Origin of the sequence: Amycolatopsis sp. lyj-108 (assembly GCF_046549005.1) — a bacterium.
Classification (GTDB): Bacteria; Actinomycetota; Actinomycetes; order Mycobacteriales; family Pseudonocardiaceae; genus Amycolatopsis.
Map to the genome: position 1 here is coordinate 157,717 of NZ_JAJPWQ010000008.1, position 15,048 is coordinate 172,764.

General features: G+C 69.5%; 15 protein-coding genes. 8 read left to right on the top strand and 7 right to left on the bottom strand.

What is annotated here, in order from left to right; translation table 11 throughout:
• Positions 1 to 38 precede the first annotated feature (38 nt).
• The 3 genes from ACLJO0_RS27645 (at position 39) to ACLJO0_RS27655 (ending at position 2,700) form a co-directional block, all read left to right on the top strand.
• Positions 39 to 659 (top strand): antibiotic biosynthesis monooxygenase, encoded by a 621-nt coding sequence (locus ACLJO0_RS27645; protein WP_410581460.1) that lies wholly within the window; start codon positions 39 to 41, stop codon positions 657 to 659.
• On the top strand, positions 656 to 1,480 hold the full coding sequence (locus ACLJO0_RS27650) for an NAD(P)H-binding protein (protein ID WP_410581462.1): 825 nt from the start codon (positions 656 to 658) through the stop codon (positions 1,478 to 1,480). Before ACLJO0_RS27645 ends, ACLJO0_RS27650 begins: the two co-directional genes overlap by 4 nt.
• 125 nt (positions 1,481 to 1,605) lie before the next feature.
• Positions 1,606 to 2,700 carry a methyltransferase gene (locus ACLJO0_RS27655; protein WP_410581463.1) on the top strand — a complete coding sequence of 365 codons (1,095 nt, stop codon included), beginning with the start codon at positions 1,606 to 1,608 and terminating at the stop codon, positions 2,698 to 2,700.
• Here the strand turns inward: ACLJO0_RS27655 and ACLJO0_RS27660 are convergent.
• Positions 2,669 to 3,553, bottom strand: coding sequence for a LysR substrate-binding domain-containing protein (locus ACLJO0_RS27660; RefSeq protein ID WP_410581464.1), 885 nt, complete (start codon positions 3,551 to 3,553; stop codon positions 2,669 to 2,671). The genes ACLJO0_RS27655 and ACLJO0_RS27660 overlap by 32 nt on opposite strands.
• 70 nt (positions 3,554 to 3,623) lie before the next feature.
• On the opposite strand from ACLJO0_RS27660, the gene ACLJO0_RS27665 reads away from it, so the two are divergent.
• Both ACLJO0_RS27665 and ACLJO0_RS27670 read left to right on the top strand, forming a co-directional pair.
• Positions 3,624 to 4,958 (top strand): FAD-binding oxidoreductase, encoded by a 1,335-nt coding sequence (locus ACLJO0_RS27665; protein ID WP_410581465.1) that lies wholly within the window; start codon positions 3,624 to 3,626, stop codon positions 4,956 to 4,958.
• 97 nt (positions 4,959 to 5,055) lie between these two features.
• Complete coding sequence (locus tag ACLJO0_RS27670; RefSeq protein ID WP_125791658.1) at positions 5,056 to 6,237, top strand: acyltransferase family protein; 1,182 nt, start codon at positions 5,056 to 5,058, stop codon at positions 6,235 to 6,237.
• A gap of 72 nt (positions 6,238 to 6,309) precedes the next feature.
• Here ACLJO0_RS27670 and ACLJO0_RS27675 read toward each other — a convergent pair whose 3' ends face one another.
• The 3 genes from ACLJO0_RS27675 to ACLJO0_RS27685 are packed head-to-tail and all read right to left on the bottom strand — an operon-like array spanning position 6,310 to position 7,828.
• A complete protein-coding gene (locus ACLJO0_RS27675) occupies positions 6,310 to 6,726 on the bottom strand; it encodes a nitroreductase family deazaflavin-dependent oxidoreductase (RefSeq protein WP_125791657.1) in 417 nt (138 codons plus the stop codon).
• A gap of 36 nt (positions 6,727 to 6,762) precedes the next feature.
• Positions 6,763 to 7,116: a PLD nuclease N-terminal domain-containing protein gene (locus ACLJO0_RS27680; RefSeq protein WP_410581467.1), complete on the bottom strand. Its 354-nt coding sequence runs from the start codon at positions 7,114 to 7,116 to the stop codon at positions 6,763 to 6,765.
• A gap of 37 nt (positions 7,117 to 7,153) precedes the next feature.
• Positions 7,154 to 7,828: an oxidoreductase gene (locus ACLJO0_RS27685; protein WP_410581468.1), complete on the bottom strand. Its 675-nt coding sequence runs from the start codon at positions 7,826 to 7,828 to the stop codon at positions 7,154 to 7,156.
• A gap of 73 nt (positions 7,829 to 7,901) precedes the next feature.
• Between ACLJO0_RS27685 and ACLJO0_RS27690 the strand changes: the two genes are divergently transcribed.
• Positions 7,902 to 8,756: a PaaX family transcriptional regulator C-terminal domain-containing protein gene (locus ACLJO0_RS27690; protein WP_410581469.1), complete on the top strand. Its 855-nt coding sequence runs from the start codon at positions 7,902 to 7,904 to the stop codon at positions 8,754 to 8,756.
• Positions 8,757 to 8,823: 67 nt separating this feature from the next.
• Here the strand turns inward: ACLJO0_RS27690 and ACLJO0_RS27695 are convergent, their stop codons facing one another.
• Complete coding sequence (locus ACLJO0_RS27695; RefSeq protein ID WP_410581471.1) at positions 8,824 to 9,228, bottom strand: RidA family protein; 405 nt, start codon at positions 9,226 to 9,228, stop codon at positions 8,824 to 8,826.
• A 48-nt stretch (positions 9,229 to 9,276) separates the two neighbouring features.
• On the opposite strand from ACLJO0_RS27695, the gene ACLJO0_RS27700 reads away from it, so the two are divergent.
• Both ACLJO0_RS27700 and ACLJO0_RS27705 read left to right on the top strand, forming a co-directional pair.
• Positions 9,277 to 11,628 carry a bifunctional salicylyl-CoA 5-hydroxylase/oxidoreductase gene (locus tag ACLJO0_RS27700; RefSeq protein WP_410581473.1) on the top strand — a complete coding sequence of 784 codons (2,352 nt, stop codon included), beginning with the start codon at positions 9,277 to 9,279 and terminating at the stop codon, positions 11,626 to 11,628.
• Positions 11,625 to 12,767, top strand: coding sequence for an acyl-CoA dehydrogenase family protein (locus ACLJO0_RS27705; RefSeq protein WP_410581475.1), 1,143 nt, complete (start codon positions 11,625 to 11,627; stop codon positions 12,765 to 12,767). Before ACLJO0_RS27700 ends, ACLJO0_RS27705 begins: the two co-directional genes overlap by 4 nt.
• Here the strand turns inward: ACLJO0_RS27705 and ACLJO0_RS27710 are convergent.
• Together ACLJO0_RS27710 and ACLJO0_RS27715 are read right to left on the bottom strand one after the other, a co-directional pair.
• Positions 12,739 to 13,392 carry a DUF2306 domain-containing protein gene (locus ACLJO0_RS27710; protein ID WP_410581476.1) on the bottom strand — a complete coding sequence of 218 codons (654 nt, stop codon included), beginning with the start codon at positions 13,390 to 13,392 and terminating at the stop codon, positions 12,739 to 12,741. The genes ACLJO0_RS27705 and ACLJO0_RS27710 overlap by 29 nt on opposite strands.
• A gap of 182 nt (positions 13,393 to 13,574) precedes the next feature.
• The gene (locus ACLJO0_RS27715; RefSeq protein ID WP_410581477.1) at positions 13,575 to 14,963 is read right to left on the bottom strand and encodes a GH1 family beta-glucosidase; all 1,389 of its coding nucleotides are present in this window, start codon (positions 14,961 to 14,963) and stop codon (positions 13,575 to 13,577) included.
• Between the last annotated feature and the right edge of the window lie 85 nt (positions 14,964 to 15,048).

Below are 15,048 nucleotides of genomic sequence, written 5' to 3' on the forward strand. Positions count from 1 at the left end.
CTTGACTTAAACCCTTGTTTAAGTTTCATGCTGGAGGCATGACGAAACAGGGGATCGAGAACATGACCATCCACAAGGGACACTGGCCGGAGCCGGCGGCCGGCTTGGTCGCGGTGGCGAGGGAGTACCCGGACGCCGACTCGGCGCGGGCGGCGTTCGAGGCGCGGGCGAACGGAGCCGAAGGGCTCGTCTCCTTCACCGCCTACGAGGGCATCGACCATGACGGCGCCTTCACTTACGAGCAGTGGACCAGCGAAGACGCGATCCAGGACCTCGACGGCGCACCCGTGTTCCAGCTCTACCGCGGGCAGCGCGGCGAGGGCGTGCCCGGCTGCCTCGTGATCGTCTCGGTCGAGTTCGAGGGCCCTGACGAGCGACGACAGCGCGACTGGATCGACCTCGTCTTCGAAGCGCTGGCGTCGGAACCCGCGCGGCCGGAAGGCGGCATCGGCGGGCATTTCCACGTCAGCACCGACGGGACCCGGGTGGTGAACTACGCCGAGTGGACCAGCGCCGAAGCACACCGCGCCGCGCTCGCGGCCCCCGGATCCGACGGCATCGGCACCACGGACGTGTGGAAGAAGGTGCAGACCTACCCGGGGATGTCGGGCGGGTCGGTCAAGCGGTACCGCCCGATCGTCTCGGCGGTGGCGGCATGAAGCCGATCCTGGTCGCCGGTGCCACCGGCCACGTCGGCTCGCAAGTGGTCACCCAGTTGCGGGCGCGGGACGTCCCTGTCCGGCCGCTGAGCCGGAATCCGCCGCCGGACGGGGTCCGCGGTGACCTGACCGATCCGGAAACGATCGCACCGGCTCTCGACGGCGTCGACACGGTGTTCCTGATGCTCGCCGGATCCGCCGAGGCACTGGTGCCCACCGTGGCACTGCTCGGGGAGCGGGTGAAGCGCGTGGTGTTCCTGTCCTCGGGAGCCGTCGACGATTCCTTGGCGGAACAGGACAACGCCATCGGCACCTGGCACCGGACCGTCGAGGAGGCGATCGAAGCCGCGGGCGTCGACTGGACCTTCCTGCGGCCGCACGCGTTCGCGACGAACACCCTCGGCTGGGCGCCGTCGATTCGCGCGGACGGCGTCGTCCGCGGGGTGTACGGCGAGGCGGCCATGACGATGATCCACGAGCGGGACATCGCCGCGGTGGCCGTCGAAGCGCTCACCGGAGACGGGCACGCGGGGGCGAAGTACGTGCTCACCGGGCCGCGGCCGGTCACGCAGAGCGAGCAGGTGCGCCTCATCGGCGAGGCCGCCGGCCGCCCGGCGCGCTGGGAGGAAACCCCGTTGGAGGAGGCCAGGGCGGCCATGCTCGAGAAGATGCCGGACTTCATCGTCGACACGATGCTGACCGGATTCCGGGAGCTCATCACGAATCCCGCCGAGGCGACCTCGGCCGTCCAGGACGTCACCGGCAGGCCGGCGCTGGAGTTCGACGTCTGGGCCGCCGATCACGCCGCCGCGTTCCGGTAGGCTCGGGTTCGTGTCGACGCCGGTTCATGCCGCGGTGGTCCACTAGCCGCCGTTCCTGACCTTGTCCCCCGACGAGCCACACCCGCGGGGTCTCTTCGCCGCGGGCGGATCCAGGAACGGAAACCATGAACCCCCTGTCCACAAAGGACGGTGGTCGGCACTGGCTGACCACCGTCGGCGTGAAACCGCCTCGAACCGTCGTCGCCGTCGACGACGGGATCACCGCCGACGAGGCGTTCCGACTGGCCACTTCCGGCACCGGACTCGCCTGGTACGGCGACTTCCCCGGCGCGCGGAACCTCCTCGCCGCGCTGTCCCGCCGTTGCGGAACGGCGGCCGGGAAACCCTTTCAGGACCAGCGGAACCATCAGTCTCGCCGGGCGCGGCTCCTCGGCAGGCTGCTGGTCCCGCTGGATCCCGGCCACGTCCTGCCGTTGCGTCGCGGGCCGGACGTGCGCGAGGCCTGCGCCGAGGTCTACGGGCCTTCCGAAACCGCGTCGCTGGTGTCCCTGCGCGAACTGCTCGGTGTCATCGGCGCGCACGAGTGGCGGGTGAAGGGCGTCGAAATCCCGGCGCTCGGCGCGAAGCTCCATCCGCACCACGGGGTCTTCTCCCCCGTCCGCGGCGAATACGTCGATCTGGTGGCGAGGACTCCCTTGCCCGCCAAGGAACTGGCCTTCGACATCGGCACCGGGACCGGCGTGCTCGCCGCGGTCCTCGCGCGCCGAGGGGTGAAGCGCGTGGTGGCGACGGACAACGAACCCCGCGCGCTCGCCTGCGCGCGCGAGAATTTCGAACGCCTCGGTTTCGGCGGGATCGAAACGCTCGAAACGGATGTGTTCCCGCCGGGCCGCGCGCCGCTGGTCGTCTGCAATCCGCCGTGGCTGCCGTCCCGCGCGCGGACTCCGCTCGAACGCGCCGTCTACGACCCGGGAAGCCGGATGCTCAAGGCGTTCCTGGACCGGCTGCCCCGGCACCTCGAGCCCGGCGGGGAGGCGTGGCTGATCCTGTCCGACCTCGCCGAACTGCTGGGCCTGCGCACGCGCGACGAGCTTCTGGCCGCGTTCGACCGGTCCGGCCTCGAAATCCGGGGCCGGGAGGACATCCGGCCGCGGCATCGGCGCGTCACCGATCGGTCGGATCCGTTGCACGACGCCCGCGCGCGGGAGGTGACCTCGCTGTGGCGGCTCACAACCCGAGCAGCGCCCGCGCCTGACTGATGAACACGCGGGCGGCGGGGCTGACCGGCCCCTCCGTCCGCCAGGCCAGCGCCAGTTTCGCGCGCAGCCCGGCAGGCCGCGTGATCTCCATGGCGTGCAGATCCGTGTAGTGCGTCGCCAGCGACATCGGCACCACGGCGACACCGAGCCCGCGGCCGACCAGTTCGGCGACGACGTTCGGATCGCCCGCCTCCAGCGTCACCCGCGGCTGCGCGCCGTCGGCGAGGAACGCGGCGTCGACGATCGCGCGCATGCCGGTGCCCTTCGGCAGGCTCACCAGCGAGCGGCTTTCCAGCTCCGACAGCGTGATCGTGGCCTTCGCGACGAGCGGATCCTCCGGCCCGGAGATGGCGACGAGCGGCTCGTCGAGGACGACCTCGAAACCGATCCCTGGCGGCGGTTCCCCGGAGAGCCCGATCAGCGCGATGTCGAAGCGGCCGTCGGCGACGCCCGCGAGCAGGACGTCGGAGGTGGCCTCGGCGAGCGTGATGTCCACGGCGGGGTGCCGTTCGTGGAAGCGGGCGAGCAGATCCGGGAGGTTGACCGGCCCCCGCGAGGACACCATGCCCATGGCGACCTGGCCGCGGACCAGGCCGGTGAGGTCGTCGACCGCCTGCCGCACCCCGGCGACGGCGGCGAGCGCGGCCCGCGCGTGCGGGAGCGCGGCGGCACCCACCTCGGTCAGCCGCACCGACCTGGCAGACCGGTCGAGCAGCGGCTGCCCGAGTTCGCGTTCGAGACGGCGGATCTGGGCGCTGACGCCTGGCTGCGCGACGTGCAGCCGCTCGGCCGCGCGGGTGAAATTCGCTTCCTCGGCCACCGCGACGAAGTATTCGAGCTGACGCAGTTCCATAACCGATGATTCTAGTTTCCAGACAAACTAGATCTTGGACTTCTGGCCGAATCGAGATCACCCTGGTGCCATGACCACGATGCTCCGCTCCGGCGACCCGGATTACGACAACGAACTCGCCGGTTTCCAGACCGCCGTGCCCCGCCGCCCCGACGTCATCGTGCCCGCCGCTTCGGCCGCCGACGTCGTCGAGGCCGTCCGTTACGCCGGCGAGCACGACCTCCCGATCGCCGTCCATTCGACCGGGCACGGCGTGGGCGTCCCCTTCGAAGGCGGCGTCCTCGTCACCACCCATCGCATGACCGGGATCCGGATCGACGCTCGCGTCGCACGAGTCGACGCGGGCGTGCGGTGGGGTGCGGTCATCGAGGCGGCCGCCGGGCACGGGCTCGCGCCGCTCAGCGGTTCCTTCCCCGGTGTCGGTGTCGTCGGCTACACCCTCGGAGGCGGGTTCAGCCTGCTCGGCCGCAAGTACGGGCTGGCCGCCGACCAGGTGACCGCGATCGAGGTCGTGACCGCCGACGGCGAACTCCGCCGCGCCACCCCGGACACCGAACAGGACCTGTTCTGGGCATTGCGTGGTGGCCGCGACAACTTCGGGATCGTCACCGCGCTCGAATTCCGGCTCGTCCCGGTCACCCGGCTGTACGGCGGCAGCCTGCAGTTCGGCACCGAATCGCTGTCCGCGGTGCTCCACGCCTGGCGCGATTGGGCGGCGGAGATGCCGCGCGAGATGACTTCTTCGCTGGGCATGGTCCCGATGCCGGATCTGCCGATGGTGCCCGGACCGCTGCGCGGGCAGCACGTCGCCCAGATCCGGGTCGCCTACCTCGGCGACGCCGCCGAGGGCGAACGCCTGGTCGCGCCGCTGCGCGCCGCCGCCCCCGTACTGGGTGACACGCTCGCTGAGCTCCCGTTCACCGAATCGGGCAAGATCGCGAACGAGCCGCCCTTCCCGCACGGCTACCGCGCCGACAACGTCACCGTTTCCGAACTCAACGACTCGATGCTCGACGCGATCCTCGAACACGCCGGCCCGGACGCCCCGGTGCCGACCGTCGTCCTGCTGGATCTGCTCGGCGGCGCGCTGTCCGACCCGCCCGAGCACCCCGGCGTCGGATGGGACCGTGAAGCCCGCTTCACCGTGCGGGCACTGTCCGTAGTGGACGACGCCGGCATGGCCGAGATCAAGGCCGCCCACGGGAAGCTGTTCGACGCGCTGAAGCCCTGGTCGACCGGCAAACTGCTGACCTTCGTCTACGGCGAGAGCGGCGCGGACGAGGAAGCGCCCAAGGTCTACTCCCCGGCCGATCTGCGGCGGCTCGCCCAGGTCAAGGCCGCCGTCGACCCGGCGAACCGGTTCCGGCTGACGCATAACGTCGAACCGGCGCGTGACGCTGGGTGATCCCCGAAATCCGCTGGTAGATGGCCTCGATCCGGGGCGAAGGCGCAGTGGGCGGGCCCCGTATACTTCCGGGCCGATACCGCCATTAGGGGGCACTGTGCGCACTTTGGACCATGACGAGTTCCTCGCCATGCGTCGGTTCCCCGCGCTCGACGGGCTGCGCGCGATCGCGGCCACCATCGTGATCCTCTTCCACTTCGCGGGTCCGAAATGGAACTGGCTGTCCGGCTGGGTCGGTGTCTACATCTTCTTCGTGCTGTCCGGTTTCCTGATCACGACGCTGCTGCTGCGTGAACAGGACCGGACCGGCCGGATCTCGCTTTCGGCGTTCTACCTGCGGCGGGTCTTCCGGATCCTGCCGCCGTACCTGGTGATCCTCGGCGGCATCGTGGTGTTCGTGTGGCTGCGTGGCGAGTTCTTCACCCGCGAGCTGCCGCACGCGCTGAAGTACTACCTGACCTTCTTCAACGAGTTCTTCCCCGCCAGCAGCCCGAACGGGCCGGACAACTTCTTCAGCGGCTCGTGGACGCTGGGCATCGAGGAGAAGTTCTACCTGGTCTGGCCGTTCCTGCTGGTGGTCGCGGGTGCCGTCGGGCTGGCCGCGGCCTGGCGCAAACTCGCATTGGCGTTCGCCGCGTTCGCGCTGATGGCCGGGCTGGTGGGGGTCACCAGCGGCTGGGTGCTCAACGGGCCGCAGGTGCCGATCTACCGGTCGACCGTGCACTACGCGATCCTGCTGATCGGCTGCGTGCTGGCGATCGCGATGCACTACCGCCGGTCCTACGCGGTGATCAAACCGCTGACCCATCCGCTCGCGGCGATCCCGGTGTTCGGCGCGTTCGCCGTCCTGCACGTCAACATGGAAAGCCTGTGGTGGGAGACCGGCAGCAACCTGGGCCTGCTGATCGCCTACGGCCTGCTCTCGGCGATGTTGCTGGTCGTGCTGGTCTCACCGGGGCCGCTGCGCTGGCTGCTGGCGACGAAGGTGATGCGCTTCGTCGGTGAGCGTTCGTACTCGCTCTACCTGCTGCAGGGCCCGGTGCACTTCGCCGTGGTCGCCGCCATCCCGCCGCTGGGCGAGCACCGGATGATCAGCGCGCTGACCGTGTTCGCGGTCGGGCTCGGGATCGCGGATCTCATCCACCGCTGGGTCGAGCAGCCGATGATCCTCACCGGCAAGAAGCTGATCGCGCGCCGCCAGGAGCGCAAGGCACTGCGTGCGGCCGAAGCCGAACTCAAACGCCCGAGCGCCGTCGAAGCCCCCAGCGGCGCGCGCTGACCCCGCGTTTCGTCATCTGGATGCGATGGTTCGCATGAGCGACTACCGCATCCAGATGACTGAATGCCTGAATCAGCGGGAGATCGTGACGATCGGGATCACCCGATCGGTCTTCTCCTCGTAGTCGGCGAAGCCCGGCATGAGGCTGACCATCTTCGCGTAGAGACGGTCACGCTCGGCGCGGTCTTCGAGCACCACGGTCGCGGTCGCGTCGAACTTCTCCGTGCCGACCTCGATGGTGACCTTCGGGTTCGCCACGATGTTGTGGTACCAGGCCGGATTCTTGTCCGCCCCGGCGTACGACGCGGCGACGATGTACTTGCCGTCTTCCTCCGCGTACGCGAGCGGCGAGGTCCGCGGCTCGCCGCTCTTCGCCCCGATGGTGGTGAGCAGGAGCAGGGAACCGCCCTCGAACGGGCCACCCACCTTGCCCTCGTTCTCGCGGAACTCCTTGATGATGTTCTTGTTCCAGTCCAACGCTTCGGACATGCTTTCCTCCAGTGTCGATCTCTCCGCCGAGGCTACTCAGCCTTCGCGCGCCTTGCGGCGCTGCGCCTCGGCCCGTTCCCGGCACTTGCGGAGGAACTCTTCGTCGTCTTCGGCACTCGTCGCGGCGAACCGGCCCGGCCGGTCGTACTCCGGGAACGCCGGCGTCTCCCGCTCATACCGGCCGCGCCGGGCGCGGGCGGCGCCCTGCGGACGACCGGCCACCAGCCAGACGATCGAGCCGATCAGCGGGACGATCAGCGGGACGATCAGCAGCCACATCCCCTTCGGCATGTTGCGGCACGATCCCTCGTCCGTGGTGATCACGTCGACAAGGCAGAAGATCCACAGACCGAGCGTGAGAACGCCGAATAAACCAGTGAAATACAGCATCGAAAGACTCCCCGGTTCCAGATGACCGGGGTAAGTATCAGCACAGGAGTGCGTCGAGAATTCCCGCGGCCACTTGCAGCGCCCGCGCTTCTCCCGGGCACCGCTTGGGCCCTGCTCCGAACGGCCGTTCCGACAGGTCCACCTCGACCACCTCGCCGCCGACCCACCGCCGGGTGATCCGGACCGGCGGATCCTCCCGCAGCACCCGATCGAGCAAACCCTCGGCGTCCTCATCGGACCGGTGCGCGGCCAGCGCCTTCCCGAGCAGCTTGGCCGTCGCGTCACAGGCCTGGACCAGGAGCCCGATCCGCGCGGCCGTCCGCTCGTCGACGTCGCCGCCACAGACCTCGATCAGCCGTCGCATCGCTCCTTCGGCGTCGTCCCCGATTCCCGTATGCGGGTGATAGCTGCCGGAAACCGTCGCGATGTCGCGGGAAACGTCCGGCAGGCCGAGCTCGGCCGCCAGCACGGCGACCGGGACCGTCCACAGGATCCGGTCCACCCCGCCGTCCCGCATTTCCCGAGTGAGCGCGAAAGCCTTGTCCCGCAACGCCCCCATCGTCGCGAGCTCGTCGAGCACCAGCGCCCGCCGCCGCGCGTGGTCCTCCGGACGGCTGAACCGGGCGACCTTCGCCCGCAACCACCCGACACCACCCGGCTCGACGTCCTGAGGCACCGGCGGGACAGGGGCCTCGATCAGCGGATTCTCCATGTCGCCACGCTAAGTGCGGAACGCTTCGGTCACGGCCGAAACGAGAGCGCGCCTTCGTTGTTATGGTGACCGGGTGACGGCCGTGTCGGAGGCAACCGAAGTCGACGGCGCGGGGCGAACGGCGCAACCGCGCCAGTTGATCGTGACCGTGTACGGCCTCTATTCACGCGGCGAAGGCGGCTGGCTTTCAGTCCGCTCGCTGATCGATCTGCTGGCCGGTGTGGACGTCGAGGAACCCGCCGTCCGGTCGTCGATCTCACGGCTGAAGCGGCGCGGGATCCTTTCCGCGGTGCGCCGCGACGGGGCCGCCGGTTACGAACTTTCCGAAACCGCGCTGGCGATCCTGCGCGAAGGCGACGAGCGGATCTTCCGCCGCGAACGCGCCACCCCCGCCGACGGCTGGCTGCTCGCGGTGTTCTCCGTCCCGGAAGCCGAACGGCACAAAAGGCACGTTCTTCGCACGCAGCTCGCCCGGCTCGGCTTCGGGACCGCGTCGTCCGGGGTCTGGATCGCGCCCGCGCATCTGCGTGACGCGACCTCCGACATGCTGCGACGGCTCGAACTGGAGGGTTACGCCGATCTCTTCCACGCCGAGCATCTCGCGTTCGGCGACGTGCGGGAGAAGATCCGCGACTGGTGGGACCTCGACCAGCTCGAGTCGCTGTACACCGCGTTCCTCGACGAGCACGCGGCCGCGCTCCGGCGCTGGCAGCGGCGCAAGACCACGGACGAGGCCGAAGCGTTCGCCGACTACGTGCGGGTGCTGACCGACTGGCGGCGGCTGCCCTACCTCGACCCGGGGCTGCCCGCCGAACTGCTGCCGTCCGGCTGGGCCGGGATCCGGGCCGCGGATCTGTTCTTCACGCTGCACGCGCGGTTGGGCGAAGCCGCGGCCGCGCACGTCTCGCGCACGCTGCCCGACGGGTGACGAACGGGCGCGTCTTCCCCGCTCCCCGGCCCCGCCGACGTGAGATGAAGGACTCCTTCATGTCGCTTCACGCGGCGACCACCGCGAAGCCCTGCACCTCCACCAGCGCCTCGGCGTCCCAAAGCCGGCTGACGCCGATCCCCGCCATCGCGGGGTACTCGCTCCCGACCAGCCGCTTCCACACCGCGCCGATCTCGCGCGCGTGGGCGCGGTAGTCGTCCATGTCGACGATGTAGATGGTCACGCTGCACAGGTCCGACGGCGCCCCGCCCGCCGCGCGCAACGCGGTGAGCAGATTGGACAGCGCGCGTTCGAACTGCGCGACCACGCCGTCGCCGACGATGCGGTTCTCCTCGTCCAACGCCGTCTGACCGGCGAGGAAGACGAATTTCCCGGTCGCGGCGACGGCGTGCGAGAAGCCGGAGGGGCGGCCGAGCTCGGGCGGGTTGATGCGCTCCATACGGGTCAGCATATCCCGTATCGTTGACGGTCGTACATACCGCGACATACCCTGAGCGACGTGCGTATCGCGGTGTTAGGCGGCGGCCCGGCGGGGCTCTACTTCGCCACGCTGGCGAAACAGCTCCATCCCGATCACGAGATCACCGTCTGGGAGCGCAACGCGCCCGACGACACCTTCGGGTTCGGGGTGGTGTTCTCCGACGAGACGCTCGGCGGGATCGAACACGCCGATCCGGTGATCCACGCCGCCATGCGGGCCGAGTTCGCGCGCTGGGACGACATCGACGTCCACTTCCGCGGCACGGTGCACACCTCCGGCGGGCACGGGTTCGCCGCGATGAGCCGCAAACGGCTGCTCGGCATCCTCCAGGAACGCTGCGCGGAGCTCGGCGTGGACGTCCGTTTCCACACCGAGGCGCCGAGCGCGGCCGAGGCGAGCGCCGAGTACGACCTCGTCGTCGCGGCGGACGGCGTCAACTCCCCGACCCGCAACGCGCTGGCCAAGACCACCAGGCCTGACATCCAGACCAGGCGCTGCAAGTACATCTGGCTCGGCACGGATCTCGTGTTCGACGCCTTCAAGTTCCACGTCCTCGAAACCCCGCACGGGATCATGCAGATCCACGGCTACCCGTACAGCGACACCGCGAGCACGTTCATCCTCGAACTGCACGAGGACGTCTGGCAGCGCGCGTTCGGTGAGATCGCCGCGACCGCGCTGGCGCCGGGTGAAAGCGACGAGAAGTCCATCGAGGTCATCCGCGAACTGTGCGCGGACGTCCTCGGCGGCCATCAGGTGTTCGCCAACAACTCGAAGTGGACCGCGTTCGCCACCGTGCGCTGCGCGAGCTGGCAGCACGAGAACGTCGTCCTGCTCGGCGACGCCGCGCATACGGCGCACTTTTCCATCGGCTCCGGCACGAAACTCGCCATGGAGGACGCACTCGCGCTCGCCGCCTGCCTGCACGAACAGTCCGATATGGACAGTGCGTTGGAAGCCTACGAGGCCGAACGCCGCCCCGTCGTCACCTCCACCCAGCGCGCCGCACAGGCGAGCCTGGAGTGGTTCGAGAACATGGGCCAGTACACCCACCAGGACCCCGCGCAGTTCGCGTTCAACATCCTCACCCGCAGCCGCCGCGTCACCTACGACAACCTCCGGCTGCGCGATCCCGAGTTCGCCGCCGAACTGGACACCTGGTTCGCGTCTACTTTGGACTCCGACGTGCGGCCGCCGATGTTCCAGCCGTTCCGGATCGGGAACCTCGACCTGCCGAACCGCGTCGTCGTCTCGCCGATGGACATGTACTCCTCCGAAGACGGCGTCCCGACCGATTTCCACTTGGTACACCTGGGAAGCAAGGCGCTCGGTGGCGCCGGGCTGGTGATGACGGAGATGGTCTGCGTCTCCGAAACCGGCCGCATCACCCCGGGCTGCGGCGGCCTCTACACCGAAGAACAAGAACAAGCCTGGGCAAGAGTCACCGACTTCGTCCACGGCCACACGCCCGCGCGGATCGGCGTCCAACTCGGCCACTCCGGGCGCAAGGGTTCCACGAAACTGATGTGGGACGGCATCGACCAGCCGCTGCCCGAGGGCAACTGGGAGATCCGCGCCCCGTCCGCGATCCCGTACAGCGACGCGAACCAGACCCCGCGCGAGCTCTCGATCCCTGAGCTACAAGAGATCCGCGACCAGTTCGCGCACTCCGCCGCTGCCGCCGCGCGCGCCGGGTTCGACCTCCTCGAACTCCACTGCGCGCACGGCTACCTCCTGTCGTCTTTCCTGTCGCCGCTGACCAACCGGCGCACCGACGAATATGGCGGCTCGCTGGAGAACAGGCTGCGCTTCCCGCTCGAAGTCTTCGACGCCGTCCGCGCGGCCTGGCCCGCGGAGCGGCCGATGACGGTCCGCATCTCCGCGACCGACTGGTACGACGGCGGGATTGACGTCGACGACGCCGTCGAGATCGCCCGCGCGTTCGCCGAACACGGCGCGGACGGCATCGACGTCTCGACCGGTCAGGTCGTCAGCGAGGAGAAACCCGAGTACGGCCGCAGTTACCAGACGCCGTACGCGGACCGGATCCGCAACGAGATCGGGCGCGAGTACGGGATCGCGGTGATCGCCGTCGGCGCGATCTCCTCCTACGACGACGTCAACTCGCTGATCCTGGCGGGCCGCGCGGATCTGTGCGCGCTCGGCAGGACACACCTTTACGATCCACAGTGGACACTGCACGCCGCCGCCGAACAGGGCTATCCGATGCCGTGGCCGAAGCAGTTCGCGGCGGGCAGCCGGAAACCGCAGGGCGGCCGCACCGACGGGCCGAAACCACGGCTGGAGCTGTTGCGTTCGGGCGAACCCGGCACCGCACACGCCCGCTGGCGACCTGGGAGCGACCGATGACAGCCTTCGCACTGAGCCCCGAACAGCAGGCCTTCGCCGACGAGGTCCGGCGGCTGGGCACCGAAAAGCTCCGCCCACTGGCCGAATCCGGCACCGAAGGCGCGGTGAACCGGCCGCTGCTCAAGGAAATGGGCGCGCTCGGCCTGCTCTCCCGGCTGTTCCCCGGCGTCGACGGCGGCAGCCCGAGCCGGGAAGCCGCCGCGACGGATCTGTGCATCCTGCGGGAATCGCTCGCGAGCCAGAGCACCGAAGCCGAGACCGCGTTGGCGTTGCAGGGTTTGGGCACGTATCCGGTGCTTCAGTCCGGACAGGACTCGCAGGTCTCGAAGTGGGTGCCCGCCGTGGCCGCGGGTGACGCCGTCGCCGCTTTCGCGCTCACCGAACCGAACGCGGGTTCGGACGCGGCGGCGCTGGAACTCGCCGCCGAGCCCGACGGCGACGGCTGGCGTCTCACCGGTGAGAAGATGTGGATCTCCAACGCCCCCGAGGCCGATTTCTACAGCGTTTTCGCCCGCACCACACCGGAAGCGGGCTCGCGCGGCGTGTCCGCGTTCGTCGTCCCGGCCGACCGCGCCGGGCTGTCGGGTGAGCACCTCGACCTCGTCAGCCCGCATCCCATCGGCACCCTGGTCTTCGACGGCGTCCGCGTGGAACGGAACGAGCTGCTCGGCGAACAGGACCGCGGTTTCGGCGTGGCCATGCGGACACTGGACCTGTTCCGGCCGAGTGTCGGCGCGTTCGCCGTCGGGATGGCGCAGGCCGCGCTCGACGCCGCCGTCGCCCACGCGCAGACCCGGGTCGCGTTCGGCGGCCCGCTCCTGAAGCAGCAGACCGTGGCGCACACCCTCGCCGAAATGGCGACCCGCACCGAGGCTTCGCGTCTGCTGGTCTACGCCGCGGCCGCCGCCTACGACGCGGGCGAGCGGAACCTCGCCGGCCGCGCCGCGATGGCGAAACTGTTCGCCACCGAGACCGCGCAGTACGTCGTCGACTCCGCCGTGCAGATCCACGGCGCGCGGGCGCTGCGGCGAGGTCATCTGCTCGAACACCTCTACCGCGAGGTCCGCGCGCCGCGGATCTACGAGGGCGCGTCCGAAGTGCAGCGGACGATCATCGCGCGATCGCTGACTTCTTCTTAGCCGGGCGGCGATCGAGGTACCACTGCGTGGCGAGCATGACCAGTGTCGGGCTCAGCCAGGCGGTGATCCCGGCGACCGATTGGGTCAAGGCGAGTTCGCTGCCGCCGAACGTGGTCTCCAGCTGCGGTTGCAGCACGATCACCGCGACCGGGCCGACCAGACGGCTGACGATGATCGACATGGTCAGCGCGAAGCTGCGGATCATCCAGCGGCGGTGATCGCCGAACCGGCGCTGCCGTGCCGCGCGCCAGCCGGCGAACGTGCACGCCAGCCACAGCACCCCGGCCAGCACGTTGGCCACCCGTGTCACCGGGCCGAACGGGCTCATCGCGCCGACGGTCAGCGCGAGCAGCCCTGCCGGGAGCACCCCGGCGAAGACGTACACCCGGCCGATCTTCCGGTGCACCGCCGGGTACTTCGCCCGGAACCACGGCCAGATCTGGAGCAGCGCCCCGACCATCGCGATCGAGCCGAACAGCACGTGCGCCGCGAGGAACCAGTAGTGCGACGTGAACCCGGCCGGCTGCGGGACCCGTGACAGCGACGGGTCCATCGCCAGGTACGGCGGCATCGAGAAGGCCAGGAACACCACGACGATGACGGCCAACGGCCCCAACGGCGCCATCGATGCCCTTCGCCACCACGATTTCCGTGGCGCCGCCTCCCGTTGGTCACGTTGCTCGATCCTGACGGTCATCACTGTCCCCCACGTTTCCTTTACCGGCGAACGACTTTCGCTGCCGAACTTAGGACGCGGGACCATCGGGAAACAGGGAGCGGACCGCCGGATCAAGGGTGGGGCGGACCCTACCGCCGTCCGCCGCGCACCCGCTCGACGATGTCGCGGTACGCCAGCCCGCTCTGTTTGATCGTCCGTGCCTGCGTCTCGCGGTCGACTCGCACCAGGCCGAGCCGTTTCGCGTAGCCGTACGCCCATTCGAAACCGTCCAAAAAGGACCAGGCGAAGTAGCCGCGGACGTCCGCGCCCGCCTGCCGCGCGGCGGCCGTGGCGGCGATGTGCGCGGAAAGGTACGCGGCGCGGTCTTCGTCGCGGACGAATCCGGTCTCGTCGGGGACGTCGGCGAACGCCGCGCCGTTTTCGGTGACATAAAGGGGCAGACCGGGATAGTCGCGGCTGATCCGGACGAGCAGTTCGGTGAGCTTGTGCGGGAGGATCTCCCAGCCCAGTACCGTCGACGGCGCCCCGAACGGCACCTTGCGGAACGACGGCATCCCGAAGTGCTCCACCGCTTTCCCGTTCTCCTCCACCCCGGAGTACCGCGTCCCGAAGTAGTAGTCGACGCCGAGGAAGTCGAGCGGTGCCGCGATGATCGACGGGTCCCACGGCTCGGACGGCAGACGGATGCCCTGCCGCGCAAGGGCCTCGAGGACGTCCTCCGGATACCGGCCGTGCACGAGCGCGTCGAGGTAGAACCTCGTCCCGAGGCCGTCCTCGAACCGGGCGGCCTCGCGATCGGCCTCGCTGGGGGTGGCCGGATCGGCGGTGCTCAGGTTGAGCGTGATGCCGAACTTCGTCCCGGGCGGGGCGAGTTCCCGCATCCGCCGCACGGCGAGACCATGGCCGAGCAGCAGGTGATGCGCCGCCGCCATCCCCGCCTTCGCGTCCCGGCGGCCGGGCGCCATCACCCCGTGGACGTAACCGTGCATGGCCGTGCACCACGGCTCGCTCAGTGTGGTCCAGTGGCGGACCCGGTCACACAGCCGCTCGAACACGAGCATCGCGTAATCGGCGAACCGGACGGCGGTGTCGCGCGCGGGCCAGCCGCCCGCGTCTTCGAGGTGCTGCGGCAGATCCCAGTGGTACAGCGTCAGCCAGGGGTCGATGCCGTTGTTGAGCAGTTCGTCGACCAGCCGGTCGTAGAAGGCGATACCCGCGGGGTTGATGCCGCCGCGACCGCGCGGCTGCACACGGGGCCAGGAAACGGAGAACCGGTAGGTGTCGACGCCGAGTTCCTTGAGCAGCGCGACGTCGGCGGGCATCCGGTGGTAGTGATCGCAGGCGACCTCGCCGGTGTCACCGTTGTCGACGGACCACGGGGACTGGGCGTAGGTGTCCCAGATGGACGGTGTTCTTCCGTCTTCGGCGACCGCGCCTTCGACCTGGTACGCCGAGCTGCCGACCCCCCATCGGAAGCCGGGCGGCAAGGTGCCGATGAGCTCGTCGTCCCCCGTCATGACCCTCTTCCCGCCTTATTTCACCAGTTGATACATGGCGGAGGCTAAGGTCGTGGGGCATCCTGGAAAGGTCCGCCGCCATAAG